This is a genomic window from Methanococcoides sp. AM1, assembly GCF_900774055.1.
Taxonomy (GTDB): Archaea; Halobacteriota; Methanosarcinia; order Methanosarcinales; family Methanosarcinaceae; genus Methanococcoides.
The window spans coordinates 108,011-132,824 of the sequence record NZ_CAAGSW010000006.1; the positions used below are offsets into that span (position 1 = coordinate 108,011).

The 24,814-nt window shown below is 44.3% G+C and carries 31 protein-coding genes and 1 tRNA gene; 4 read left to right on the forward strand and 28 right to left on the reverse strand.

Annotated elements, in window-relative coordinates:
* Positions 1-11: 11 nt before the first annotated feature.
* The 20 genes from amrS to E7X57_RS11810 all read right to left on the reverse strand — a co-directional run bounded on the left by amrS (position 12) and on the right by E7X57_RS11810 (position 14,960).
* Positions 12-1,037, reverse strand: coding sequence for an AmmeMemoRadiSam system radical SAM enzyme (gene amrS / locus E7X57_RS11715; RefSeq protein WP_135613136.1), 1,026 nt, complete (start codon positions 1,035-1,037; stop codon positions 12-14).
* Between the two features lie 233 nt (positions 1,038-1,270).
* Entirely contained in the window at positions 1,271-2,239 is a 969-nt protein-coding gene (locus tag E7X57_RS11720; protein ID WP_135613137.1) for a polyprenyl synthetase family protein, read from the reverse strand.
* Positions 2,240-2,270: 31 nt separating this feature from the next.
* Positions 2,271-3,614 (reverse strand): RNase J family beta-CASP ribonuclease, encoded by a 1,344-nt coding sequence (locus tag E7X57_RS11725; RefSeq protein WP_135613138.1) that lies wholly within the window; start codon positions 3,612-3,614, stop codon positions 2,271-2,273.
* 122 nt (positions 3,615-3,736) lie between these two features.
* Positions 3,737-4,816 carry a type 2 isopentenyl-diphosphate Delta-isomerase gene (gene fni, locus E7X57_RS11730; protein ID WP_135613139.1) on the reverse strand — a complete coding sequence of 360 codons (1,080 nt, stop codon included), beginning with the start codon at positions 4,814-4,816 and terminating at the stop codon, positions 3,737-3,739.
* Between the two features lie 15 nt (positions 4,817-4,831).
* The gene (locus E7X57_RS11735; protein WP_135613140.1) at positions 4,832-5,605 is read right to left on the reverse strand and encodes an isopentenyl phosphate kinase; all 774 of its coding nucleotides are present in this window, start codon (positions 5,603-5,605) and stop codon (positions 4,832-4,834) included.
* Positions 5,602-6,513, reverse strand: a complete 912-nt coding sequence (locus tag E7X57_RS11740) for a mevalonate kinase (protein ID WP_135613141.1) — start codon at positions 6,511-6,513, stop codon at positions 5,602-5,604. The genes E7X57_RS11735 and E7X57_RS11740 overlap by 4 nt, the downstream gene beginning before the upstream one ends.
* A 24-nt stretch (positions 6,514-6,537) precedes the next feature.
* Positions 6,538-7,332, reverse strand: coding sequence for an MEMO1 family protein (locus E7X57_RS11745; RefSeq protein WP_135613142.1), 795 nt, complete (start codon positions 7,330-7,332; stop codon positions 6,538-6,540).
* A 79-nt stretch (positions 7,333-7,411) separates the two neighbouring features.
* Positions 7,412-8,056, reverse strand: a complete 645-nt coding sequence (gene rpsB, locus E7X57_RS11750; RefSeq protein WP_081955700.1) for a 30S ribosomal protein S2 — start codon at positions 8,054-8,056, stop codon at positions 7,412-7,414.
* A gap of 5 nt (positions 8,057-8,061) precedes the next feature.
* A complete protein-coding gene (locus tag E7X57_RS11755) occupies positions 8,062-8,250 on the reverse strand; it encodes a DNA-directed RNA polymerase subunit K (RefSeq protein ID WP_135613143.1) in 189 nt (62 codons plus the stop codon).
* Positions 8,251-8,460: 210 nt separating this feature from the next.
* Positions 8,461-8,566: transfer RNA gene (locus E7X57_RS11760), tRNA-Pro, on the reverse strand.
* Positions 8,567-8,568: 2 nt separating this feature from the next.
* On the reverse strand, positions 8,569-8,757 hold the full coding sequence (locus E7X57_RS11765) for a DNA-directed RNA polymerase subunit N (RefSeq protein WP_091690516.1): 189 nt from the start codon (positions 8,755-8,757) through the stop codon (positions 8,569-8,571).
* A 14-nt stretch (positions 8,758-8,771) separates the two neighbouring features.
* On the reverse strand, positions 8,772-9,176 hold the full coding sequence (locus E7X57_RS11770) for a 30S ribosomal protein S9 (protein WP_091690515.1): 405 nt from the start codon (positions 9,174-9,176) through the stop codon (positions 8,772-8,774).
* Between the two features lie 13 nt (positions 9,177-9,189).
* The gene (locus E7X57_RS11775) at positions 9,190-9,609 is read right to left on the reverse strand and encodes a 50S ribosomal protein L13 (RefSeq protein WP_135613144.1); all 420 of its coding nucleotides are present in this window, start codon (positions 9,607-9,609) and stop codon (positions 9,190-9,192) included.
* Between the two features lie 10 nt (positions 9,610-9,619).
* Entirely contained in the window at positions 9,620-10,000 is a 381-nt protein-coding gene (locus E7X57_RS11780) for a 50S ribosomal protein L18e (RefSeq protein ID WP_135613145.1), read from the reverse strand.
* 138 nt (positions 10,001-10,138) lie between these two features.
* Complete coding sequence (locus E7X57_RS11785) at positions 10,139-10,609, reverse strand: DUF2240 family protein (RefSeq protein WP_135613146.1); 471 nt, start codon at positions 10,607-10,609, stop codon at positions 10,139-10,141.
* Positions 10,610-11,092, reverse strand: coding sequence for a hypothetical protein (locus tag E7X57_RS11790; RefSeq protein ID WP_135613147.1), 483 nt, complete (start codon positions 11,090-11,092; stop codon positions 10,610-10,612). It lies immediately after the preceding gene.
* Between the two features lie 73 nt (positions 11,093-11,165).
* Positions 11,166-12,737, reverse strand: coding sequence for a phosphoglycerate dehydrogenase (gene serA / locus E7X57_RS11795; RefSeq protein ID WP_135613148.1), 1,572 nt, complete (start codon positions 12,735-12,737; stop codon positions 11,166-11,168).
* A 238-nt stretch (positions 12,738-12,975) separates the two neighbouring features.
* Entirely contained in the window at positions 12,976-13,251 is a 276-nt protein-coding gene (locus E7X57_RS11800) for a ferredoxin-thioredoxin reductase catalytic domain-containing protein (protein ID WP_135613149.1), read from the reverse strand.
* A 20-nt stretch (positions 13,252-13,271) separates the two neighbouring features.
* Positions 13,272-14,486, reverse strand: a complete 1,215-nt coding sequence (locus E7X57_RS11805; RefSeq protein ID WP_135613150.1) for an FprA family A-type flavoprotein — start codon at positions 14,484-14,486, stop codon at positions 13,272-13,274.
* A gap of 15 nt (positions 14,487-14,501) precedes the next feature.
* Positions 14,502-14,960, reverse strand: coding sequence for a ferritin family protein (locus E7X57_RS11810; protein WP_244603695.1), 459 nt, complete (start codon positions 14,958-14,960; stop codon positions 14,502-14,504).
* 330 nt (positions 14,961-15,290) lie between these two features.
* On the opposite strand from E7X57_RS11810, the gene E7X57_RS11815 reads away from it, so the two are divergent.
* Positions 15,291-16,394, forward strand: a complete 1,104-nt coding sequence (locus E7X57_RS11815; protein ID WP_135613152.1) for an inositol-3-phosphate synthase — start codon at positions 15,291-15,293, stop codon at positions 16,392-16,394.
* Positions 16,395-16,402: 8 nt separating this feature from the next.
* Complete coding sequence (locus E7X57_RS11820) at positions 16,403-17,230, forward strand: hypothetical protein (RefSeq protein WP_135613153.1); 828 nt, start codon at positions 16,403-16,405, stop codon at positions 17,228-17,230.
* Positions 17,231-17,333: 103 nt separating this feature from the next.
* Here the strand turns inward: E7X57_RS11820 and afpA are convergent, their stop codons facing one another.
* From afpA to E7X57_RS11860, 8 genes are all read right to left on the reverse strand, one after another.
* Positions 17,334-17,879: an archaeoflavoprotein AfpA gene (afpA, locus tag E7X57_RS11825; RefSeq protein WP_135613154.1), complete on the reverse strand. Its 546-nt coding sequence runs from the start codon at positions 17,877-17,879 to the stop codon at positions 17,334-17,336.
* A gap of 15 nt (positions 17,880-17,894) precedes the next feature.
* Positions 17,895-18,467 carry a rubrerythrin gene (rbr, locus tag E7X57_RS11830; protein ID WP_135613155.1) on the reverse strand — a complete coding sequence of 191 codons (573 nt, stop codon included), beginning with the start codon at positions 18,465-18,467 and terminating at the stop codon, positions 17,895-17,897.
* 52 nt (positions 18,468-18,519) lie between these two features.
* Complete coding sequence (locus E7X57_RS11835) at positions 18,520-19,218, reverse strand: FAD-binding oxidoreductase (RefSeq protein ID WP_135613156.1); 699 nt, start codon at positions 19,216-19,218, stop codon at positions 18,520-18,522.
* Positions 19,219-19,848, reverse strand: a complete 630-nt coding sequence (locus tag E7X57_RS11840) for a flavodoxin family protein (RefSeq protein WP_135613157.1) — start codon at positions 19,846-19,848, stop codon at positions 19,219-19,221.
* Positions 19,849-19,864: 16 nt separating this feature from the next.
* Complete coding sequence (locus E7X57_RS11845; RefSeq protein WP_135613158.1) at positions 19,865-21,238, reverse strand: multiheme c-type cytochrome; 1,374 nt, start codon at positions 21,236-21,238, stop codon at positions 19,865-19,867.
* 171 nt (positions 21,239-21,409) lie between these two features.
* The gene (locus E7X57_RS11850) at positions 21,410-21,757 is read right to left on the reverse strand and encodes a carboxymuconolactone decarboxylase family protein (RefSeq protein ID WP_135613159.1); all 348 of its coding nucleotides are present in this window, start codon (positions 21,755-21,757) and stop codon (positions 21,410-21,412) included.
* Positions 21,758-21,801: 44 nt separating this feature from the next.
* Positions 21,802-22,020: a DUF2180 family protein gene (locus E7X57_RS11855; protein ID WP_135613160.1), complete on the reverse strand. Its 219-nt coding sequence runs from the start codon at positions 22,018-22,020 to the stop codon at positions 21,802-21,804.
* A 10-nt stretch (positions 22,021-22,030) separates the two neighbouring features.
* On the reverse strand, positions 22,031-22,267 hold the full coding sequence (locus E7X57_RS11860) for a DUF2180 family protein (RefSeq protein ID WP_135613161.1): 237 nt from the start codon (positions 22,265-22,267) through the stop codon (positions 22,031-22,033).
* A 511-nt stretch (positions 22,268-22,778) separates the two neighbouring features.
* Here E7X57_RS11860 and mer point away from each other — a divergent pair.
* Both mer and fpoF read left to right on the forward strand, forming a co-directional pair.
* Entirely contained in the window at positions 22,779-23,765 is a 987-nt protein-coding gene (gene mer, locus E7X57_RS11865) for a 5,10-methylenetetrahydromethanopterin reductase (RefSeq protein WP_135613162.1), read from the forward strand.
* Positions 23,765-24,802 carry a F420H2 dehydrogenase subunit FpoF gene (fpoF, locus tag E7X57_RS11870; RefSeq protein ID WP_135613163.1) on the forward strand — a complete coding sequence of 346 codons (1,038 nt, stop codon included), beginning with the start codon at positions 23,765-23,767 and terminating at the stop codon, positions 24,800-24,802. Before mer ends, fpoF begins: the two co-directional genes overlap by 1 nt.
* The last annotated feature ends 12 nt before the right edge of the window (positions 24,803-24,814 follow it).

Consider the following 24,814-nt stretch of genomic DNA (forward strand, 5'->3'; position numbering starts at 1 on the left):
TAGGATTCCACTCAAAGACCACCATATTCACCATAGATATTGATAGGCTCCCCACAATTGCGGCACTTGTGCTCCGGAGTAATATTGTACTCATTCACATCGAATAGCCCGCGCCCTATCAGAAGTTCGCCACAAGAAGGACAATATGTGCCCTCATACTGGTGGCCAAAAACGTTTCCAATGTAAACGTACCTCAAACCTTCATCCAATGCAATACCATGGGCTATCTCAAGTGTTTCCACCGGTGTTGGCGGCAGATGCTTCATCTTATAATATGGCTGGAATCGGGTAAAGTGTATCGGAGTGTCAGCGCCCAGATTTTCATATACCCATGCGGAGAGTTGCCGTAGCTCATCCTCAGAATCGTTCAGTGTCGGTATGACAAGATTAACTACCTCCACATGCATCCCCAGTTCCTTTGCCAGTTTTGCAGACTCCAGCACAGGTGCAAGCCTGGCACCGACAGTCTCCCTGTAGAACTCTTCCGTAAAAGCCTTGATGTCCACCCTGAAAGCATCAAGATAAGGAGATATGTGCCGCAATGCTTCCGGAGTGATGTAACCATTGGTCACATATACTGTCCCCAGTCCGGATTCTTTTGCCAGCTTTGCAGAATCATAAGTGTACTCATACCAGATGGTCGGCTCGTTGTAGGTCCATGCAATAGATGATGATCCTGTGGCAATGGCCCTATCCACTGCTTCCTGCGGCGTGATCTCCATGGATACAGCCTCATCCAGCCTGACCTGGGAAATTGTCCAGTTCTGGCAGTGCTTGCATCTGAAATTACATCCAATGGTCCCCAGGGAATAAACCTTTGAACCGGGTTTAAAATGGAACAATGGTTTCTTCTCAATTGGATCAACTGCCTCACTGGAAACAGTGTTGTAGATCAGGGAAAAAAGCATACCATCGCGATTCTCCCTCACCCCGCAGATACCACTTTTACCTGAAGATATCTTGCACCTGTGATTGCAAAGGTTGCATCGAACTTTCCCCTCATCCAGCTTTTCATAGAACATCGCTTCTTTAAGCATTAGTATTCCCCAAGACAACATTATCACAGATGGTTAAAAAACCTTCTTTAAGTAGAATGGAACGAGATGAGATAAGATCCAGTTAAATGAGAAAGAGTGGAATAAAGTGCAATAGATCAGACTGGTGTGAATGAAGTGAGATGGAGTGGAGTGGAATCGATAGGAGTAGAATAGAATAAAGATCAAAATAAAAAAGAAGAAAAGATTCCCTCCACCATGGAAGGGAAACGAAATCAATAGTTCCTGGTTACCATGTAGTCTGCGATAGCAAGCAGAATATCCTTTGCCTCAGAGTCGTCAAGAACATCGAGCATCTTTTTACCATTTTCAAGGTAAGTTGCAGAAAGTTCCTGTGCATATCCAATTGAACCGGATCTTTCAAGTATGGCAACTGCCTCATCGATCTGTTCAGGAGTAGCAGTTCCGCCTTTCCCGAATATCTCAAGTTCAACGCCATTGTTGAGAGCGTGAATAGCTATCAGTGTCCTCTTGCCTTCTATCAGGTCGCTTCCACGGACCTTGCCGAGGATCTCTTCAGGAGTCACCATGTCGATGACATCATCCTGTATCTGGAAACTTATCCCTACAAGACGGCCGAACTCATAAAGCGCATCTGCAACCTCATCGGAAGCTCCGCCAAGCAGGGCACCGACCTTTGCTACTGCACCATAGAGCACAGAGGTCTTTTTCTCAACCATCTCAAGATACTCTTCTTCTGAAACAGAATCACGAGTCTCAAAATCAATATCCATCCACTGACCTTCACATATTTCAGTACAGGTCTTTGAAAGAAGAGCAACGCACTTCAGTATGCGTGCAGGATCCTTCTCCATAGATGAGATGATCTCAAAAGCTTTGGAATAGAGAGTATCTCCTGCGAGGATAGCACCTTCACTGCTCCACTTTACATGAACTGCAGGCATTCCACGCCTGACATCGTCATTGTCCATTATATCGTCATGGACAAGGGTGAAATTGTGAACCAGTTCAACAGCTACTGCTGCCGGAACAACGGATATGGGATCGCCACCTACCGCCTCAGTTGCAAGCATAAGGACAGTAGGACGGAGACGTTTTCCACCTGCATCCGGCAAGTACCTTGATGCTTTGTAAAGCTCTTCAGGATGTGCGATCGGAAGAAGTTCCCCTATCCCTTTATCGACATGCACACTTCGCTTTTTTATTTCATCCATAAGATCCATACTAACCACGACTATGTTATAATTCAAATGATCATTCTTCAATATATAGTTCTTCACCATTTCTCAACAGGTGTACGGTATCGCCCAGAACGTAGCCGGCATCTTCTGCCATCTCGATATAAGCGCTGTGCATCTCGATAGTACCGTGAGCAGGGATTACGTGTTCTGGATTGATCAAACGCAGAAGTTCCCAGTGATCTTCACGATAAGCATGTCCTGAAACGTGCACGTTATCATAGATACGGCCACCTCTCATTCGGATCTTGGTTTCCAGTGCGTAGCGGTTTGCCTGTGTCATTGGACTTGGGATCACGTTTGCAGAGAAGATAACACGATCTCCGGACTCAATTTCATAAGGAGTATCACCCTTTGCAACTCGTGAAAGAATAGCACCAGGTTCACCCTGATGACCAGTTACAATAGGCAGGTATTTTTCCTTACCTTCTTTCATGATCTTCTTGAACGCCTTATCGATATCCTTTCTCTTACCGTAGATCTCTACATTATCAGGGAAATCAATGTATCCCATATCCTTTGCAGTTACTACATACTTGTCCATGGAACGACCCATCAATACAGGAATACGCCCCATCTCTTCAGCGAACTGGATGATAGAGTTAATACGGGATATGTGAGAAGCGAATGTCGTTATGATCATTCCAACATCTGATTCCTCTGTACCAAGAAGTACATCACGGACCATGTCATGAGCGATCCTCTCTGAAGGTGTTTTCCCTGCACGTTTTGCATTGGTACTTTCCACCATCATACAGATGACGCCTTCCTTTCCGAGTTCCCTGAGCCTGTCAAAGTCCGGCTGCTCACCCAGTGTAGGTGTACGGTCAAGCTTGAAATCACAAGCATAAAGTACAGCACCTGCTGGTGTGTGGACTGCTACGAATACAGCGTCGATTATACTGTGCTGGACACGTATCAGCTCAATAGATACCTCATCATTGACCTGGTAGATACCACCTGCTTCAACCGGGATGATCCTGTTCTTTACACCGAACTTGCGTTCTGATTCGATCTGCTGCTTAACAAGAGCAACTGTGTACGGAGTACCGATGATCGGTGCAGTGTACCTGTGTGCAAGCTTTGAGATCGCACCAATGTGATCAAGGTGCCCGTGTGTACAAACGATAGCAGCAACGTTGCCGTTGACCTGCTTCATGATCGTATCATCAGGTATAGCACCCATTTCAATCAGTTCAAGAGAATGCATCTTATCAATTTCCACATCCTCATGGATCTGGACCCTATCTAATCTCAGACCCATATCTACGATAATGATGTCTTCGTCAACCCTTATAGCAGTCATGTTGCGGCCCATTTCATTATATCCGCCAACTGCTATTATTCCAATATCTGTCATATTTTCCTCCAATAAATTTCGGTTACTTTCAATACAAGTTATTCCTTTGGTCCCTTGACCAAAAAATGAATGTGAATTGTTGTGTTTTGATGATGATCGCTCTTTTACAGATGCGACCTTACTTAAAGTTCCTTTAAGTCAAAACCACGCTGTGTTATGTATTCCTTTGTCCAGCCTGTGACCACGGTCTTCGAATCAGTATGAAGCTCATTGACAGTCCCACATCCGCAAAGGAACATTGCAACTTTCAGTTCATTGAGCATGCCTGACAAGCTTTCTACCACCGCATCTTTTCCAATCAGTGCAGGTCCAACAAAAGGAAGCGCTGCACTTGCAGCACATGCTCCCAGAGAGAGGGATTTTGCAATATCAAGGCCTGTCCTGACACCACCTGTGGCTATCACAGGAAGGGAACTTCTGCATTCAAGCACACTGGAAACTGTGGGAATTCCGAAATCCCAATATAGTTCACCCAGATGCCCGGATATTGTATCACCACTTTCATTTGCCCTATAAACTTCCACGCCGGACCAGCTGGTTCCACCAACTCCCCCAACATCTATTGCACTGACGCCTGCCTTTTTAAGCATTTGTGCATCTTCTTTGGAGATACCCGCACCGGTTTCCTTTGCAATTATCGGGACCTTCAATGAGCAGACCTCTTCTATAGCTTCAAGCACACCGGTAGCATCCCTGTCGCCTTCAGGCTGTATAGCCTCCTGAAGAAAATTGAGATGAACAGCCATTGCATCTGCATCCAGCATTTCCACAAGCTTTTCAATCGATTCAATGTCGTATTCCCTGAGCTGTGCTGCCCCGATATTCCCATAGACAAATGCATTCGGAGCTACATCACGCACGATACTGAATGAATCTTCCTGTTCAGGGTCCTCTATGGCAGCCCTCTGGCTACCCACGCCGATCCCAACACCAACCTCTTCAGCAGCTTCTGCAAGTGCTGCATTTACCGGCTTGGTATCCGGATGACCTCCGGTTATTGATGCTATCAAAAAAGGTGCCTTCAACTCCTTTCCCAGGAATTTGGTGGAAAGGTCGATCTCGTCCATATTGATCTGAGGTAGTGCTCTGTGTACAAGCATCACATCATCGAATCCTGGCGTAACGTCCCTTGATTCTACCGGACGCTGCGCACAATGCTCAAGATGTTCTATCTTTCTTCTGGACGTACTCAAATTTATCAAACCTGTAAATGTATATTATGATTCTCTAATTGCAGTCCCGATATTTTCACCATTCAGAAAACTCGAAACATTCCCTGCAACTGTTGCATTGAATATATAGGAAGTTATACTTGATGCTTTTCCAAGATCCAGCATCTCAAGCACTTTCCCAAGCATACCACCGGTCACATCCGTACCTGCCGAACCACCGATATACCCCTTCATTTCTTCGAAATTATCCGAAGTGATCACAGGAATAGTGTTGCCCTTGTCATCAAGGACACCGTTTGCAGCACTGCCAACACCAATGCGGGAAGCACCAAGTGCCGTTGCGAGATAAGGAATTACCTGATCACCTGATACGATAGACACGCCTTTTTCAGTATCCATCACTACATCACCATGCAGTACAGGCACAAGACCCTTTTCAAGCATCAAAAGGATGCTGCCAAGATACATCTCTGAGATCCGGCCACCCTTTGCAACAGTACAGCCCATAGGATGAACTGCGATCGCATTGACACCTTCTTCGTCCAGAATGTCCACAACGATCCGGTTCAGGGATTTTACAGCCTTGTGAGTGACAACCGCACCTTCTGCATGGAATCTTTCGGTAAGTGCATACCTCTTTGCCTGAGGATGACCAAATGAACCGGCACCATGAACAATGATAAGTTTTCCTTCAAACCCTGAGATCTCACGCGCAATGCGGACTATCTCTTCTTCCCAGGCAAGACCATCCTCCGAATTCTTGTCGGTAATGACGCTCCCGCCAATTTTCAATATTGTGATATCGTTTGTTGAACTCACAGGGATTCCACCCTTACACCAATATCCGTTGCTTTTGTAACAACAACTTCCCCGCCTGCAGAAGCAATTGCAGCAGCTACCCCGCCCACAAGTTCATGCGGAGCGATCGCCACCATACAACCACCACCTCCTGCACCGGTTATCTTTGCACCATATGCTCCACTGTCACGGGCAGCATACGTAAATGAACTTAATTCAGAACAACCCACACCAATAGCATCCAGAAGACCCTGATTAATATTCATGAGCTTGCCGATAGAAACATAATCCTTTGCATTCACAAGTTCCTCGCCCGTTACTGACATCTTTCCGATGGATGATAGAACAGGACCGACAACATCAGGGAATTTCTCATTCAGCTCTGCAACATTTGCTACAAGCTCCTTTGTAGAAGAGAAGATATTGGTATTACCGACAACAATAGAACAATCAATAAGATCAAGCACCTTACGTTGGGGTATCATGACAACTCCACCCATGGTACAGACATATGTATCAGTCTGGCTTGCAGCACCCTGTATCCTCTGCTCGATCTCATGCCCCATTCGTGCAATATCATCAAGCTCAAGACCAATGCCAAGCAGACTATCCAGTGCCTTTATCGTTGCTATGGTAACAGCAGCAGACGAGCCAAGTCCTGAACCAACAGGTATCTCGGACTCGATGCTGATGCTTACACCTTCAAGAGAGGACATATTCTGGAAACGCTCAACAACCGCTGAAACATAAGGATGGACCTCAAAGTCGATCCCGGTAGTACCGAGGCTGGAACTAATAATTATGGAATCTGCAGGGGCAACATTTATACGTGTGCGTATATCCACTGCACAACAAATAGCGGGTTCACCGTAAACTACGGCATGTTCACCGAAAAGATAGACTTTCCCCGGTGCGGAACATGTGATCATCTTAAAAGCCCCTTGTACAGAATTTTATTCCACAATAATGCCAGCATATCCTACGACATTAGGATCGCCGGAAACCTCTCCGCTTGTGGCGTATTTTATCAATTCGGTGCTCTTTGCACCGTATTCCTTTGCAGCGCTCAACATTGCTGAGATAGGACCATACCCACAGGCTGAGATGTTCTCCTCATATCTTCTGCGATAAAGTTCAGGTACATCCATGTCCAGAATAGCTTCTATCAGATAATGGTCTACACGCTCAGCATGCTCTGCAGGAACATAATGTGACATATCACTTGATGCGATGAAAACTACCTTCTTTCCGGACTCTTTGGCTGCACGCGCAACTTCCTGACCTACCTCCACAGCAGTCTCCTCATCCTGCATACCCATGCATATAGGAAGGATCTTGAAATCATTCCCAAACCTGTGCTGAAGGAAAGGTATCTGTACTTCTATGGAATGCTCATATCTGTGAGCGACCTCATCCATATCGATAATGGTACCTGCAAGAAGCTTGCCAATATCCTTGTCTGTTTCGATCTCACCAAGTGGGTTCTTCCATGTATCCTGCGACATTGCCACAGGGGACCCATACCCCGTATGGTTCGGTCCAAAAAAGATGTACGTATCAGCTTTAGGTAAGCTTGCATAAACATTTGCCGCAACTGAACCAGAATAAACATATCCTGCATGCGGAACTACTGCTCCGATAACATCGCGAGGAGTGACCTCAATGCTATTAAAGCATCTGGAAACCTCTTTTTTAAGGGTCTTCGGACTTAACGGATAGAACTGACCTGCAACAGCTGGTTGTCTCATACTATTGTCACCTCTTGCGCCCCCAATGGAACATCTGCTGTATGAGCAATGGTGCAACGAAAAAATGAGAACAGGTCGTTTAAAGACCTGTTTCAAAGTCGGTTAACTCGTAGTTGAAAGGAATACCCCTTTCGTTTGCAACTTCCCTTGCAAGAAGCCAGTACACAAGAGAAAGTGCTTTCCTACCCTTGTTGTTGGTTGGGATAACAAGATCGACATTGGATGTCATGTTATTGGTATCACAGAATGCAACTACAGGAATACCCACGCTGACAGCTTCCTTAATTACCTGTGCATCTCCTGCAGGGTCTGTCACAATAATTGCATCTGGCTCATAGAAACCTTCCTGAACAGGGTTTGTAAGAGTACCTGGAATGAACCTTCCAACTCTTGAAACTGCGCCTACTGCCTTGGAGAACATTGTTGCAGGATACTGACCGTACTGACGTGCGGACACAACAAGTATTCTGGATGGGTCATATTTTGAAAGGAAATGTGCAATTGATCTGATCCTCTCATCTGTTGACTGGATATCAAGCACGTAAAGACCATCTGTCCTTACACGGTAGACGAACTTCATCATGTTCTGGGTCTTCTGCTGTGTACCAATGTGCACACCTGCTGCCAGATATTCATCTATAGGTACTAATGATGTTGATTCGGTTGCTTCCTGTGCTGCTGCGCTTTCTTCAGCATTAACTTCAATATTTTCTGTAGATTCCATAAAATTCACCTCAAATATTCGTAATTTCTCTTCACTGTAACTGGTATAACACCTTTCTCAAATTCCAATGTAGCTATGTGCAGCGAATCAGTACTATCAGTGTCGATCAATATTGGAGCTTCCATTGCTATCTGAAGTGATCTTGCACCAATGATCCTTGCACGCTCATACCTAGTAAACTTCTCTTTGCTCAACTGATCACCTTATAAAAAGTCCATCATTAGAAAGAACAATTTGAATGTATCAATAAGTGATATTGTATATTAACAAATAACCATGAACCAAAAGCAGTTTTATTCATTTGTTAGTTTGGTCTGTTAAATATGAAATGGTATTCGGAATCCCTCCGAATATGGTCATATATAATCTCAGCTGCCTATCGGTCATCCCTGTAAAGGGAATCATGGGACCGCTGAGATTTGAACTCAGGTACCGGCGTGGTTCGCACAGACTCGAAAGAAGAACCGTGTCCCGAACGCCGAAGGATGGTCCAGGCTACCCTACGGTCCCTTTCACTGATACGGAGCCATTATATCCACAAGGTTGACGTGTGCGAGGAACATACGCCTGCAGCAGTATCTTGTGAAGTTAAGATCATCAAGTACCGCAGCAGGATCTTCTCCGTCCTTCACACGCCTGGTATACTCTTCCCAGCTTCCTGCAATTACTTTTCCACATGTGAAACAGCGAACTGGAATCATTGTAACTACCTACCTTACCTGTAAGATTTCTGATATTTAGCGCGAGCGCCAGGTCCACCGAACTTCTTGGTCTCTTTCTGTCTGGAGTCGTTGACCAGAAGATTCCTGTCATATGCCATAAAAGCATCCCTTAGGTCGGTGTCGTTGGTCCACTCAACAATACCTCTTGCGATAGCAGTCCTGATCGCATTTGCCTGGCCAATGATTCCGCCTCCACTTACCTTAACATCAATGTCAAGGCCGGAAACTGCATCTCCTGCCAGCATAAGAGGTTCGATTATCTTAAGTTTTGCAAATTCAGGTTCATAGATCTCAACAGGTTTCTTGTTGACCCTTGCCTTACCTGTACCTGCAGAAACTGTTGCACGTGCAATTGCAGTCTTGTTTTTACCTGATGAATTGACAACTTTAGTAGACATGAATAAATCTCCCTTAGAATTTAGCACCTAATTTGCGGCTTAGATCACCAATGGTCACATACTTGTTAGAACTTAAACGTGTCATGTTTGCTCCATCAACAGTTGTAAGTTCTGCTTCCTCGAACTCAGTAGGAATTCCTACATAGATCTTGAGGTTAGCCATTGCTTCCTTGCCCCTTGTGCGCTTGTATGGAAGCATTCCCCTGACAGTCCTCTTGAGGATCCTGTCTGGTCTTTTTGGGAAGTAAGGACCGAATTCACGTGTGCCCATGTTCCTGATCTCATCATACTCTTCAAAGGTTGTTATCTTTGAACCGGAGATCACAGCATTCTCAGCATTTACAATTGCGATCTCTTCGCCTGAAAGCAGTCTCTTTGCAACGTTACTTGCAAGTCTGCCCATAATTAAACCATTTGCATCGATTACCGTCATTTGAAACACCTCACTTCAAGATCCTGATACCAGAACCTGCTGGATTATCTTCCAGAACCTGTTCAATGGTAATGCACTTCCCGCCTGCACTTGTGATCTTATCAACAGCAGTTGTGCTGAAACTCAATGCTGCAACAGTTACAGCGTGTCCCAGTACACCGGCACCCAGTACCTTACCTGGAACCATTACCAGTTCGTTCTCTGCTGCACACCTGTTGATCTTGCTCAGATTTACCTCAGCATAGTTCCTGTTAGGTTTCTCGAGCCTTTTTGCCATATCTTTCCAGATAGGTGCGCCGTTGTCACGTGCTGAGTCTTTCAACACTGCGATTAACGATGGAATCCTTGGATTGGTTTTCCTTGAGATTTTAGCTTGTGTTTTTTTTCCCATAATGTCCCTCCGCAAGATTTTCTTACTCACGCATTTCTGCGTTCGAACATCTTTGAAGATGTATCAGTTAATAATTAACTGGAGTTGCACATAATTATATTAATAGTACATAAAGATTATGCGAAAATACGAATGTCATTATTGATCAGAAATGCCTGATACCCTTTGATAGACCACATCAAAAAGATCACCTGCATCACACCCCATGTCATGAGCCACCAGTAAAGCTGCTACTTCCACATCAACAAGTCCTGCCAGAGAATCCTGTTTAATGTTTATGCATGAAGCAACCTCTTTTTTGCTCATACCACTATCTGAGATGAGAATGTCCATTATCTTCTCAATATTACCCTTTTCCCGAAAGAGATCTTCAGATGGTTTGAACCCTGCAGGAATATCCACTGTATCAGCATCCATGTTCAGGATAAGTTCCCCATTTTCAAATTTCAGGATCGAAGACATTATTGCCTGGTCCCTGACCTTCGATGCCTGTGCAGGAGACATCCATTTAAGATCAAAGGACAAAGCAAATTCAAAATCCTTTATAGAAAGAGAAGATGTGGCATTCTTCTTGAAAGGTGAAGCCACCACCAGATTAAATTCATCCATTCATGCACCACGTCGAAGTTCATCTATGATCGTATCTGCCACACGACCACATTCAGTGCGCTCCTGGCCATCTATGTGGTTTACCCTCAAGGTGAGTACCTCAGACTCAAGGATAGCACGCACAAGATATACATCACCCCTTAAAGGCACACGATTATATTTCCCATCAAGATAGCTATAGGAAAGTGTCATCCGGAAATCAATAATACCTTCCGGTTCGATAGTATCGATTACAGAATCTACGTTCTCGTAATTAAGAGGAGCAAAATCCATACTGTTCATCGCGACCTCAACACCGATCTCTCTTTTTGCCTGAATTCGATGGCCTTTCTTGGTCGCGGATTCTGTCACGAACATTCCAAACTTACCATCCATGCCTGCCATTACCTTCACAAAAAAAGGCAGGTCTGAATAGTAACGGTGCTTCTGCTCGAACTGGACCTCCCTGTGAGGGAATCGGTGGTATACGCGCTTTCTCATCATATGTGATCAATACTCCCATTTGATCCGAAAATAATACATGGGCATATTAACCCATGCATTGGTGACATATAAATTAAAGTGTCACAAGTGTTGCATCAAGTATGCCGTCAATTCCGCGGATCTCATCAAGGATCTTTTCTGAAACCTCTGTATCCACATTAAGTGCCATTATGGTCTGCCCGCCAACTTCAGCACGTCCGACCTGCATGCCGGAAATGTTAATGTTGTTAGCACCAAGTGCGATACAGCATGGACCGATAACATTCGGACGGTTGATGTGGTTTGAAACGATCATATAACCTTTTGGAACAAGATCTACATGCTGACCGTTGATCGTTATGATCTTTGGTTCACTTCCAACCACAGCACCTGTAACAGACCTGGAATTAGAATCCTGGAAAAGCCCGATACTAATAGTAGAAGCATACTCATCAGATGTCTCAGACTTGCTTTCCACAACTTCAATATCCCTTAATTTTGCAAGGGCCGGTGCATTAACATAATTCACAGCAGATCCTAATGCAACCTCAAGCACACCTTTAATAGCCGCAACTGTCACAGCCCTTGTGTCCTTTTCTGAGATCTCACCTTTATAGGAGATCTCGATCTTGTCATAATTCGTATCCAGAAGCTGTGCTACTGCACTTCCCAGAGTTTCAGCAAGCCCTATATATGGAGCCAGTACAGCCATGACCTCCGGTTTGACAGCCGGAATATTGATAGTATTGCGAGCGGAGCCGCCGTTTAGGACAGAAATTACCTCTTCAGCAACAGAAACTGCAACATTTACCTGAGCTTCCTCAGTAGAAGCACCCAGATGAGGTGTCACGACCACATTTTCAAGATCGATGAAAGGACATTCAAATGGTGGTTCACTGGTGAACACATCGATCGCAGCACCTGCGATCTTGCCTGCTTTAAGTGCATCAGCAAGAGCTTCTTCGTTTATTATACCACCGCGAGCACAATTGATCACCCTTGCAGAGCTCTTCATCATATCGAACTGAGCTGCATCAAGGATATTACGTGTCTCTTTTGTAAGCGGTGTGTGAACAGTAATAAAATCTGCCCTCTTTGCAATATCATCAACAGTAGTAAGCTCGACACCCATAGCCTTTGCACGTTCCCCTGTAATGAAAGGATCATATGCAAGAATATCCATCTCCATACCCTGTGCACGTTTTGCAACTTCAGCGCCAATACGACCAAGACCAATAACCCCAAGTGTCTTGCCATTGACCTCGACACCCATGAAGTTCTTACGTTCCCATTTCTTTGCTTTAAGAGAAGCATTTGCCTGGGGAATGTTCCTTGCCATAGACATCATCATAGCAATAGTGTGTTCTGCTGCGGAGAGCATGTTACCTTCAGGTGCATTAACAACAATGATCCCTTTTTCAGTTGCAGCATCAATGTCAATATTGTCCACACCAACGCCGGCCCTTCCGACGATCTTAAGATTGTCTGCAGCTTCGATGACCCTTCTTGTTACCTGCGTACCGCTACGGATCACAAGAGCGTCGAAATCAACGATCTTCCCTACAAGCTCGTCCTCTGAAAGACCTGTTGAAACATCGACTTCAAAATGCTCCTGAAGTTTTGAAACTCCTTCCTCTGATAATGAATCACTTACCAATACTTTCATTTTTTGTATCTCCGGATATGATCAATGACCTGTGATATTAATATGGACACTAATGACTGTCTATGTCTGTCCAATAATGGTGAACTGTGCCCTACATCTATCATAAAACACATCCTTCTAAATATAGCTAACTATCCTAGAACAATTAAACGAAGATCATTGTAAGAATAATCCCCCATTCAAAAATGATCATAAGAAAATAAGAAATAAATAAGGTTTAAAAGGACCACAGGGTCCTTTATTTCATGTACAGGCCACAGCGACATGCACCGCGTGTCTCTACATCCCGGCTGCGGGCAGCGCATGGACAGATGATCTTCTTATCCTTTTCGACATCACCAGACCTTTTCTGACAGAAGCAATACCATTCACCAAATTCACGCTTGTTGTTGCAGATGCCCTTTACAGCAGTTGTAATGACATCATAGTCAGAATTAAGTTTGTACCCGGTTGCTTCTGCATTCTTCTTTGATCTCTGGTAGAATTCTTCTTCAAGTTCGCCTTCAAATTTCATATTTAATCACTTCCTTATATTCAGTTAGATTTCTTCAATGCAAGTTCTGCAAGTCTTATACCAAGTTCTCTGCAAGCTTTAATATCAGCTTCATAAGGCTTATACTTAACCTGCAGACCAGGTTCTATTATATCAAAACCGGATGTCTTTAACAGCTCTTCCATTCCCTTTACCGCACCGCCACCCCAGCCGTATGAGCCAAATACAACAGCACTTTTATCTTTAGGACGAAGGCCCCTCATATATGTCAGGAAACCTGATACCGTAAAGAACATAGTACCATGCATAGTAGGAGATCCAAGAGCAATTACAGGAGAGAACATCAAATCCTTTAACATCATGCTCCAGTCATTCTTGCGCAAATGGAAAAGCTTGGCTTCGACGCCACCCTCCCGAACGCCCTCGACAATTTCCTTTGCCATTATCTCAGTACTATTCCACATAGTATCATAAATGACCAGTACTTTTGGAATGACTTCCCTTTTTGCCCATCTCAGATAAGCATCAACGATACGCGAAGGGTCCTCCCTCCAGATCACGCCGTGCGATGGTGCGATCATATCAAATTCAATATCAAGATCTGCGATCTTCTCAGCATACTTTATAACCTTTGATCCAAATGGCATCAGGATATTAGCATAATAGATAGCCGCATCCTCAATAGCACCGCCCTCCACTTCATCCTCGAACCTTACAGAGGTAGCAAGATGCTGACCGAAAGCATCGTTAGAAAAGAGGATCTTGTCCTCTTTCAGGTATGTCTGCATACTATCCGGCCAGTGCAGCATCGGAGTTTCAATGAACATCAGAGTACGAGATCCAAGATCAAGTTCATACCCGGTATCCACAACTTCAAAGTCCCAGTCTCGGCAGCCACCAGCCTCATAATATTCATTCAGTCCTGCCTTGCCATGCTTTGTGCAGAAAACCTTAGCATCCTTTGCCAGTCCCATGATCGCAGGCAGACCACTTGAATGGTCCATTTCCACATGATTAGAGATCACATAATCGATCTTAGAGGGATTTACTATCCTGCGTATCCTTTCGATCATCTCGGGAGCAAATTCCGCCTTCACAGTATCTATAAGTGTTATCTTTTCATCGACAATAAGATAAGCGTTATATGTACCACCCTTAGGAGTGGCATAACCATGAAAATCGCGCAGGTTCCAGTCAACAACACCTACCCAGTAGATGCCTTTTGCGATCTCAAGATTTTCATCTATTGGATCCATAAAAACCTCAACTGATCAAGTCTGCATCCTGAAACCGGTAACCGCATTAAGCAAACCGTCGATCAGGTCGTAATGGCCTCTTTCAACTGCAGCAAGCTTTTCAAAGAACTCGCGTTGACCGGCATCAGAAGACACACTTGAAAGCATCAGATAAAGGTCTTCGGTCTTTCGCTCAAGACGCATGGCAGCCAGCATTACCCCGACCTCACCAAGATCTTCACCAGTAAACTCTGATGCGAATGCTTCCCTGAAATCCGGCAGATCTGATTCATCCTCAATGGAAAGATCCTCACCTTTCAGATAGCTTTGCAAATATTTAGCATGCTTCTTTTCTTCTTCTGCAAGGTACAGGAACATTTCTTTGGCAGCAGGGTCCGTGGCGGTTTCCGCAAACTCCAGATAAAAATCCCTGCCCTGATCCTCAAAAGAGATTCCCAGCTTCACTGCTTCTTCAACGGAACCTATATTGCCCACATTCGGAAATTCGTCTGATACATTCTGAATAATACCATCTCCTTTTATATTATATTGCCAAAGAAATAACAGGCATGCGTTGATACCTGCGTTTGTTTCCCCATCAGTACAGAAATAAAGTTTCTCAAAAAATAAACGGTTTTCACGACTTAAAAGCTTTTCTGAAAGCAGGAAGCAGCATAAAGATAAAGAAAGATAAAGCTACATTTACCCCCAGGAAGTCGTCTTTGTTAGAAACCTTTTTATTTGACTGTAAACATTAGGACATTGCATAACGATTAATATATTTTATATCATCAATATCGTTCACTTTAGCTAAGAGGAAGTGTTATGGACAAAATAAAAATCGCAATCGCAGGAATCGGTAACTGCGCAAGTTCACTGATCCAGGGCCTTGAGTACTACAAAGACAAAGCGGAAAAAGATGCGATAGGACTAATGCATTGGGATGTTGGCGGGTACAGACCTTTTGATATTGAAGTAGTAGCAGCATTCGACATTGATGAGAGAAAGGTTGGAGAAGATGTTGCAGATGCTATTTTTGCAGCCCCTAACTGCACAACAGTCTTTTGTCCCAATGTGCCAAAGACCGGCGTAAAGGTCACGATGGGAAACATCAAGGATGGTGTCTCCGAACACATGGTGGACTATGAAGATGACTACAGATTCATAACATCCTCCAAAAAAGAATCCACAGACGAGGAGATAGTCTCCACATTAAAGGAATCCGGCGCAGAGATCCTTTTGAACTTCCTTCCAGTTGGTTCTGAAATTGCAACTCGTTTCTATGCACAATGTGCACTGGATGCTGGAGTTGCTTTTATCAACAACATGCCAATATTCATCGCCAGTAATCCTGAATGGGCACAAAAGTTCGAAGAAAAGGGAATCCCGATCATAGGGGATGACATAAAAGCTCAGCTTGGAGCTACCATTACACACCGAACCCTTGCAGATCTTTTCAGGAAGAGAGGAGTTAAAGTTGAAAGGACCTACCAGCTTAACACAGGCGGTAACACAGACTTCCTCAACATGCTCAACAGGGACAGGCTTTCTTCCAAGAAGACATCAAAGACAGAAGCTGTGCAGTCAGTGCTTGCCGAGAGACTGGATGATCACAACATCCACGTAGGACCAAGTGACTACGTACCATGGCAGCAGGACAATAAACTATGCTTCCTCAGAATGGAAGGTAAGCTTTTCGGCGATGTGCCAATGAACCTCGAGCTTCGCCTTTCAGTGGAAGACTCACCAAATTCCGCAGGCGTGGTCATCGATGCAATTCGCTGCTGCAAGATAGCATTGAACAGAGGAACAGGCGGAATACTTTACTCACCAGCATCATATTTCATGAAGCACCCACCAAGGCAGTTCCCTGATGATGATGCATACCGCATGACAAACGAATTTATCGAAGGCAAAAGAGAAAATTAAGAATTACGATGCCCTCACCCCCTGCAAACTCAAAAACCCTTATTTATGGGGTCGACTTCAGCGGATCAAAGACCGCATGTAAGAAGATATGGGTAAGCAGGGGCACGATACATAACAGAACACTTCACATCAACAGTTGTTGCCCAATATCCGACCTAATGCCAGAAAGTATCAGTAAGGACAGGGATAACTGTCTTTCTTTTCTCCGATACCTCATTTCGACCGAAACAAAAGCCATCTTCGGCCTTGATCTTTCACTAGGGTTCCCTGAAGCAATGATCGATGGCCAAAGCTGGGAAAGCTCAATACTGAATTTTTCAAAAAATTATAACTCCCCTGAAGACTTTCGCGCCAAATGTCGTAGTGCCATGGGAAACAAGGAAGTTAAGCGCAAAACCGAAATTCAGAAAAAAGCTCCGTTTTGTGTTTACAACCTGAGACTTTACAGACAGACATATTACGGCATCAAATACATAATCGAACCATTACTGAAAAAAGAACATGTGCGCATAATGCCAATACAGGAACCTCTTCCCGAAAAGGCATTACTGGCAGAGATCTGCCCGGCCTGCACACTCAAGAGAAATGATATTTACGTACCTTACAAAGGAAAGAGCAACAGGGAACTCGAAAATCGCCGTATGATACTGGCCGCCATAAAGACATGGAAAATTGAACTGGAAAAAAAAGTCGTGAAAGCAGCCCTTGAGAATGCAGAAGGTGATGCCCTGGATAGCATACTTGCAGCATATGCAGCCCATAGTGCATTGCAGGAGATGGAAACTGATCAGCCCTTAGCAAAAGAATACATGTCAGAAGGAATGATCTACGACTAAGGATAAATTAAAGAAATGTGTGATAAAACTAAGATTATATTCACAAAATAATTAGTAAAAGGAAAAAAAGGAAGAGATCCCACACAGGACCCCAACGGAGAAGTTATTCTTTATCAAGACCCACAAGAGCATAGAGGTCTTCGGGTTTCTCAAGCAATGTGATATTTTCCATTTGTCCGAGTTTTTCCGAATTGGACACATCCACCTCACGCATTTTAAGTGTCATCTTCTTTCCGTTTGGTGCAACCGTATCCACAGTTCCTCTTTTCTGGTCAACTGCCAGAATATAAATTGGAGTGTCGCCCTTGGCAGTCTGGGCAACTACATTTGTTACCAGCGAATCAGCAATACCATAGACGATCTTGGCAACACTGTTAGCGGTAGCCGGTGCGATGATAAGAGCATCATAATGACCTACCTGAAGAGGACCGGCAATAAATGGTGAGTTCGGACCTGCATCTGTCTTGAAGTTAGGGAAATCCCTCTGGATGCCATCCCACATCCGATACCATTTCATTACGACCTCCCCTTCCTTTGAAAGGAAGACCATGAACTCGATATCAGTACGTTCTTTAATATCACGCATTACCTGGTAGGTCTCAACTATCTGGTCGCCTGAACCTGTAATACCCCATGCTATACGTTTCATGCCATAACCTCGTGATCAGTAGTTCTCAGCCATTACCTCGAAATAGCCCTGTGGATGGGCACATGCAGGACATTCCTCAGGAGGTTCAGGACCTTCATGGATGTATCCGCAGTTGCGGCATCTCCATGCAACTGTGCCATCTTTCCTGAAGACCATTTCGTGATCCAGATTTGCAGCAAGTTTGCGATAGCGCTCTTCATGACCTTTCTCTGCAATAGCTATGTGCCTGAATACGCCTGCGATCTCAGAGAAACCTTCCTTTTCAGCAACTTCTGCAAACTCCGGGTACATTGTTGTGTATTCGTAGTTCTCCCCTTTGGCAGCAGATTCAAGGTTTGCTCTCGTGTCAGAGATAATGCCTGCCGGATAGGAAGCTGTTATTTCGACATCACCACCTTCGAGGAACTTGAACAACCTTTTTGCATGCTCTTTCTCATTATCAGCAGTCTCAGTAAAGATAGCAGATATCTGCTGGTATCCTGCCTTTCTCGCAACTGATGCAAAGTATGTATACCGATTCCTTGCCTGAGATTCACCTGCAAAGGCCTTCAAAAGGTTCTTTTCAGTTTCACTTCCTTTTAGATCCATATAATTCACCTCATTTTTTCATAATTCGAACAACATTGTTAATAAATACATCTCAGAGTCCCACAAGTGCTTCCTTCTTGATCTGATTTTTAGGAACATTCATATTAAGTAGTAATTCTTCCGTTGCTTTCATCATAGCCGGAGGACCACATACGTAGATAACACGTTCCATTAAATCCGGGATGTGATCCATGATAATGGTATCACATATTCTTCCTTTACAACCCGGCCAGTCATCCTCTGCACGTGTCAGGGTATGCACAACTTTTAGGTTGGCATTTTTATTATCCATTACCTCCAGTTCATCTCTGAATGCAATATCTTCAACCGTTTTATTACTACTTAGAATAATGATATCCGTGCCTGACCTTGTGTCACTGCAATATCTGCAGATGCTGATCATAGGAGTTATACCGATACCACCACTGATAAGGGCGATCTTATCGAATTCACCTTCGAACGTGAAACGTCCATAAGGACCGTTTATGAGTAAAAGATCACCCACATCCATAGAATCAAGCTCATTAGAAAAATCATGCCCTGTAAGCTTCTTGGTAAATTCCAGAAAGCCCTTCTCGGTCGGACTGCTTGATATTGTGAAAGGCTTGCGCTGGACCTCCCCATTTACAGGAATACTGACAAAGAAATATTGTCCTGCCTTATAATCGAAACCATCCGGCCTGTCAATCCTGAAGCTTTTAACATCGTGGGTCTGCTGTATTACTTCAATAATAGGTGCTTCAAATTCCATTTATATTTCCTCCGCAGATGCATTCTTTACCAACTGAGCTGTCTGAATCAACTTGCGGACAGTCTTTCTCATACTTCTCAAGCCTTCATCATCCGCTTCAACACCTTCAGCACCTTTGTCCTGTGACCAGAAGGTGCCTCCAAGATTTGAACCAAATGAACCACCGGATACGGGAAGCATCTCACTTATAATATAGAAGTTATGAATGACCTGCAAAGCCGGCTCCTGCCCGCCTACACGATCACCACCATCTGCCATCCCTGCCCCGACTTTGTTTAAAAATACCTTCGGGTCCCGAGCTACAACCGCACGGCATCTGTCCATCATGACCTTTGTCTGCCCGCTAAGAGTTCCCTGATAAACTGGAGTGCCGATTATCCATGCATCGGCCCATTCCATCTTATCATAAAGTTCCAGCATGTCATCCTTATGTATGCAACCCTGTTTGGTCCGGACGCAATGATCACAATGGATACAGAACTTCAGGTCCTTCCCTTTTGCAGAGAAATATTCAGTTTCCACATCATATTTCTCCTCAGCAAATTCCAAAGCCGCCCTGACCATACGATCTGTTGCCTTCTTTCGAGGACTTCCGGATATTCCAAGCAGTTTTATTACATTACCAGGTATGTTAATTCCTCCAACGTTATTTTTTGGTCCTATAGATACAAGCCACTGCGATCATGGATATTACAAGCAAGATACCACCAAAACCAGGCGTTGGCTCAGATGGAATATCAGCTTCACCATTGATAGAGCCATAGGCGTTCACCATATCGACCACAGGAACATCATAAGTACCTTCACCAAATAGTTCGTCTACCATATCCTGCGGTGCAGAACGATATAATAACTTTGCTTCAACAAGTATCGGATCTACCGAATCTTCAGGCATGACGAATGAATGTGATTCAACTTCAGTTCCTTTTGGAAGGATCCTGTTATCAGAAACAATGGATTCTGCCTCCCACAGTTTATCAGTTACCTGACCTTCGGCATCAGCAAGAACGGTGTGATAGATAACTGCATCTTCAATGTTGCCTTCATCATCAAGCTGCCCTGAATTGTACAGCTGTTTTCCATCTGCATCGGTAACAGAAACTTCCAGCCACATCTGCCTGACCTCGGTGATACCTGTTGGAAGCTTATGCCCCGCCCCGGAGTTGGTGATCGATACATCTATAATGATCTCTTCGCCCGATGCTGCTTCATTAGGCACTGACACTTCAAGTGTTGCAGCCTTCTGCAGCCTCTCCACCGCCTTTTCACCATACATACCATCGCTAAGGACATCAAGCATGAAGGAATTGCCTCCGACTATTTCATGTATTGAAATGTGATCCCTCTTCGGGGCACTGGATGCAGACCTTCCGGGATTTGCTTCAAATTGCGTTATACCAGGAGTCATGTGGCAGTCCTGGCATGTAACTTCGTCTTCGGCATACTGGCTATCAGCCCAGGATGTATAGGTATCATCAAGAGGCAGGCCATTGAAAGGACTGTTCACATTGTGGCACATCCCACAATATTCAGCTTCTGTGTAGAACTCATTGAACTCCGATTCATGGAAAGCCGAAGGCGCATCATCAAGTGGTCCCCACTTGACATCACCAGGACTTGAAATAAACGCACCGTCACCGATACCTGCGCCTTCAGGGACAGTATGACAGAAATCACATTGGACCCCTTCTAACGCCACATCACTTGCCATAGAGCCATCGATCGGAGGAACTTCACCACCCAATACACCTATTGGCGTGTGGCAGCGTGAACAGAATTCATCGGTCTGCCCACCGGTCTCTTCACTTGCCATTTGTAATTCTGCCTGATAAAGTGGATCGGTATAGGCGTAAGCATGCATGCTTCCCTCCCATTGACTACGTATTATAGCATGACAGTTAGCACATTTAGACTGGCTTACGAAGTCATCTGAGTCAAGTTCACCAAAACCGGTAGGTTCCGCTGCAGCAGCAGCACCTGCGATCAACAGGACGAACGATGCGAACAATAACAGGATCAAACAAGAGTGAATAGACCTTATACGAAATCCTCCTCAATACATTATAGCGACACATAATTGAAAGAAATAATTAAAAAAGGAACAAAACCGAGAAAAGAGGAACGCAGGAAAATAATGCGATCCATTATTGAGTTGTTCCCTTTGCTTCCACCAAAAAAGTGGAAGTATGGCTTACTTTAACAATTTCAATGCATCACGGCATGCTGCAATAGCAGGTGCCCCTGATGTGATAGAGATAACTTCCATTGTTTCCATGATCTCTTCTTTTGTTGCACCGTGTTTTAATGCGCTTTTCATTTGTGCTACAGTACATGATTCACATTGTTTGGATGCCACAACAGCAAGAGCCATCAATATCTTCATTTTTGCCGGAAGGGCACCATCGGACAGGATCTTGTGATCACATCGGGTATATTTCCTGACGAACTGAGGATCTATGGCATCCAGTGTTTCAAGGATCTGTGGCGTAAAGCCCATCTTTTCCCCAATACTTTCTATTACTTCCCTACTTTCACTCATGTTTAATCACTCCCTTTAGAATTATAGACGCATAAATTATTAACTCAATCGAATCCATCCTCTATTGTATTACGCAAGCAATAGTTGCACATTATCCTTGGAAGAGCATTGTGCAGGTGTTTGACATTGGGTGGTTTCCCAACGGAGACTGGAAGAGGAAGTTCTTTCGAATGGTCCATACAAAGGCCTTTTCCACATACGATACAAACAGCTACAGCTTCCGTGTCCTTGCCTTCTTCCATACAGTCATAACATTTCATCATGGTAATCACCTCACTTATTCTCCACCAGAGCCTCATGGCATGACGTGCACAATATCTTGAGCAATGGTTGCATATCCTTTAGTTTACATGAATCACCAATACATTTGAGCTTGATATCAAATTCACCATCCCATTCTGGTATTTTCTCACGCTTAAGATGTTCCTTACAAACCCCTTTACCACATACGATGCAGATACCTACGACATCTGTTTCTTTTCCGTTCTTTGCACATTCATAGCATTTCATTCGATCACCGGATTCTTTTTCGAAAAGGTGCTTTTTAATATTGTTCCAACGGCTGTACTGCACAGGAGATTTTTCCAATAGGCATCAAAAATACAGAAAGGAACAATGATCTCAGAGTATATTAAGAGGAAACATTTTTACAGCTACCTGAAAATATACTTCATCAATACAATTCCCAAATGTATTGAATGATAACCCCGGAAAGTCTCTGGAATCACATTAAATGGATTCGTTCTTACTCTTAAAAATACGTTAGATGAATATTTATGCATATCGGTATTTGCACAAAGGACTGTCAGAAAGCTACAGGCAAAAGAAAGGGCATGTTTGAAAAAAGGTCTTCTTCCTAAAATATAAACTAATTACTATAAATTATATCTGATCTTGAGATTGCATCGTACAAACAGATATTAAGCTTAGCATAAATAATAACCAGACGTTCGGGATAAACCAATAAGGTTTTAATATATGCATGTAATCCTGAATAGCATTATTAAATTGGAGGATTTAAATGACATTCGGAATAGAATTCGTGCCAAATGATCCAGTGCTTAAGATCGCACACTACGCAAAGCTCGCAGAACAGCAGGGATTTGACAATGTGTGGATCACAGACCACTACAACAACCGTGATGTTTACTCAACACTGGCAGTTCTTGCCATGAACACAAACAGCATTAAGCTCGGTACCGGCGTTACAAACCCCTACACAAGGAATGCAGCAATCACAGCTTCCAGTATCGGTGCTATTAACGAGATATCCGGCGGACGTGCAATCTTAGGTCTCGGCCCTGGTGACAAGGCAACCTTCGACGCAATGGGAATCACCTGGGACAAGCCATTAACAACCACAAAGGAGAACATTTCCGCACTTCGTTCCTTCTTCGCAGGCGAAAAGGTCACAATGGACGGCGACATGGTCCAGTTCGGTGGCGCAAAGCTGGCATTCAAGACCGGAGACGTACCTATCTACATGGGTGCACAGGGTCCAAAGATGCTCGAGCTCGCAGGAGAGGTCGCAGACGGTGTATTGATCAACGCATCACACCCAAAGGACTTTGAAGTAGCAGTCAAGCAGATCGCATCTGGTGCACAGAAAGCAGGCAGAGATCCAAAAGATGTAGACGTTGCAGCATACGCATGCTTCTCTATTGACAAGGATGCTGCAAAGGCAAAGAGCGCAGCAAAGATCGTTGTAGCTTTCATCGTTGCAGGTTCACCAGACATGGTCCTCGAACGCCACGGCATTGATGTCGCTGCAAAGGGAGACATCGGCGGAGCAATCGCAAAGGGCGACTTCGGAGCACTCATGGGTGACATGGTCACAAATGACATGATGGATGCATTCTCCATTTCTGGTACCCCAGACGACTGTAAGGCAAGGATTAACGAATTGCTTGACATCGGCGTAACCCAGATCGTTGCAGGTTCACCAATCGGACCAAACAAAGAGAAAGCAATAAAACTCATCGGAAAGGAGATCATCGGAGGAAACTGATGGTTCATCCAAAAATTATGGACGTCATCGAGTATGACGTCTGTACCGCTTGTGGGGCATGCGTTTCAGCATGTCCTGCCGGTGCAATAGTAATGGGCGAGAAAGCTGCAGAGATCCGCGACCCGGATAATCTTTCGCTTTACTCACACGGTGCTGCGCCAAATGTATGTGAGGGATGTCTTACATGCAGCAGGATCTGCCCCGTTGTAGACGGTTACTTCGAAGATGAATTTGCAAACGTCAGAAGTTTCCTTGCTGCAAAGAGCAACATTGTCGGTCAGGACGGCGGTGTCACCTCAGCTATTGCACGGTCACTCCTTAGACAGGGTGAGATCGACTGCGTTGTCGGTATCACTATGAACGAAAAATGGGAAACCGAACTTGAGCTCTTCACAAATGCAGAAGATGTCGAGAAGGCAAAAGGTACCAAATACACATACGATTCCGTTCTTTCTGCACTGAGAGATCCATTCAACCAGTATGAAAAGATCGCTGTGGTCGGTGTACCATGCCAGGCACACGGTGCAAGGCTCATCTCCGAAAATGTCAACGACAAGATCGTACTTATCGTAGGTCTGCTCTGTATGGAGAGTTTCTACCACGACGTCATGACCAAGACGATCATCCCGGAGATCATGGGTGTCAACATCGAAGATGTCAAAAAGATGGACTTCGGAAAGGGTAAGTTCTGGGCATACACCAAAGATGGGGAAGAGCACAACGTTCCGATCTCAAAGGTCGCTCCACACGCAAGGAACCCATGCCACCACTGCAATGACTACACATCAGTCTTTGCTGATATCTCAGTAGGTTCAGTAGGTACTCCTGATGGTTGGAACTGTGTATTAATACGCACTGATGCCGGTGAGAAGTACTTCAAGATGGTCGAAAGTGAACTTGAGTTCATGGAAGAACCAAAGCCAGGTATGGGACTTATCGAGAAACTTGCAAAGATGAAACACGACAACAACTCTGAACACTACAAGGAAGTATATGAGAAGTTCACATTTGAATGTGAAGGTGCTCCATTCCGCTAAAGTTGTTGAAAT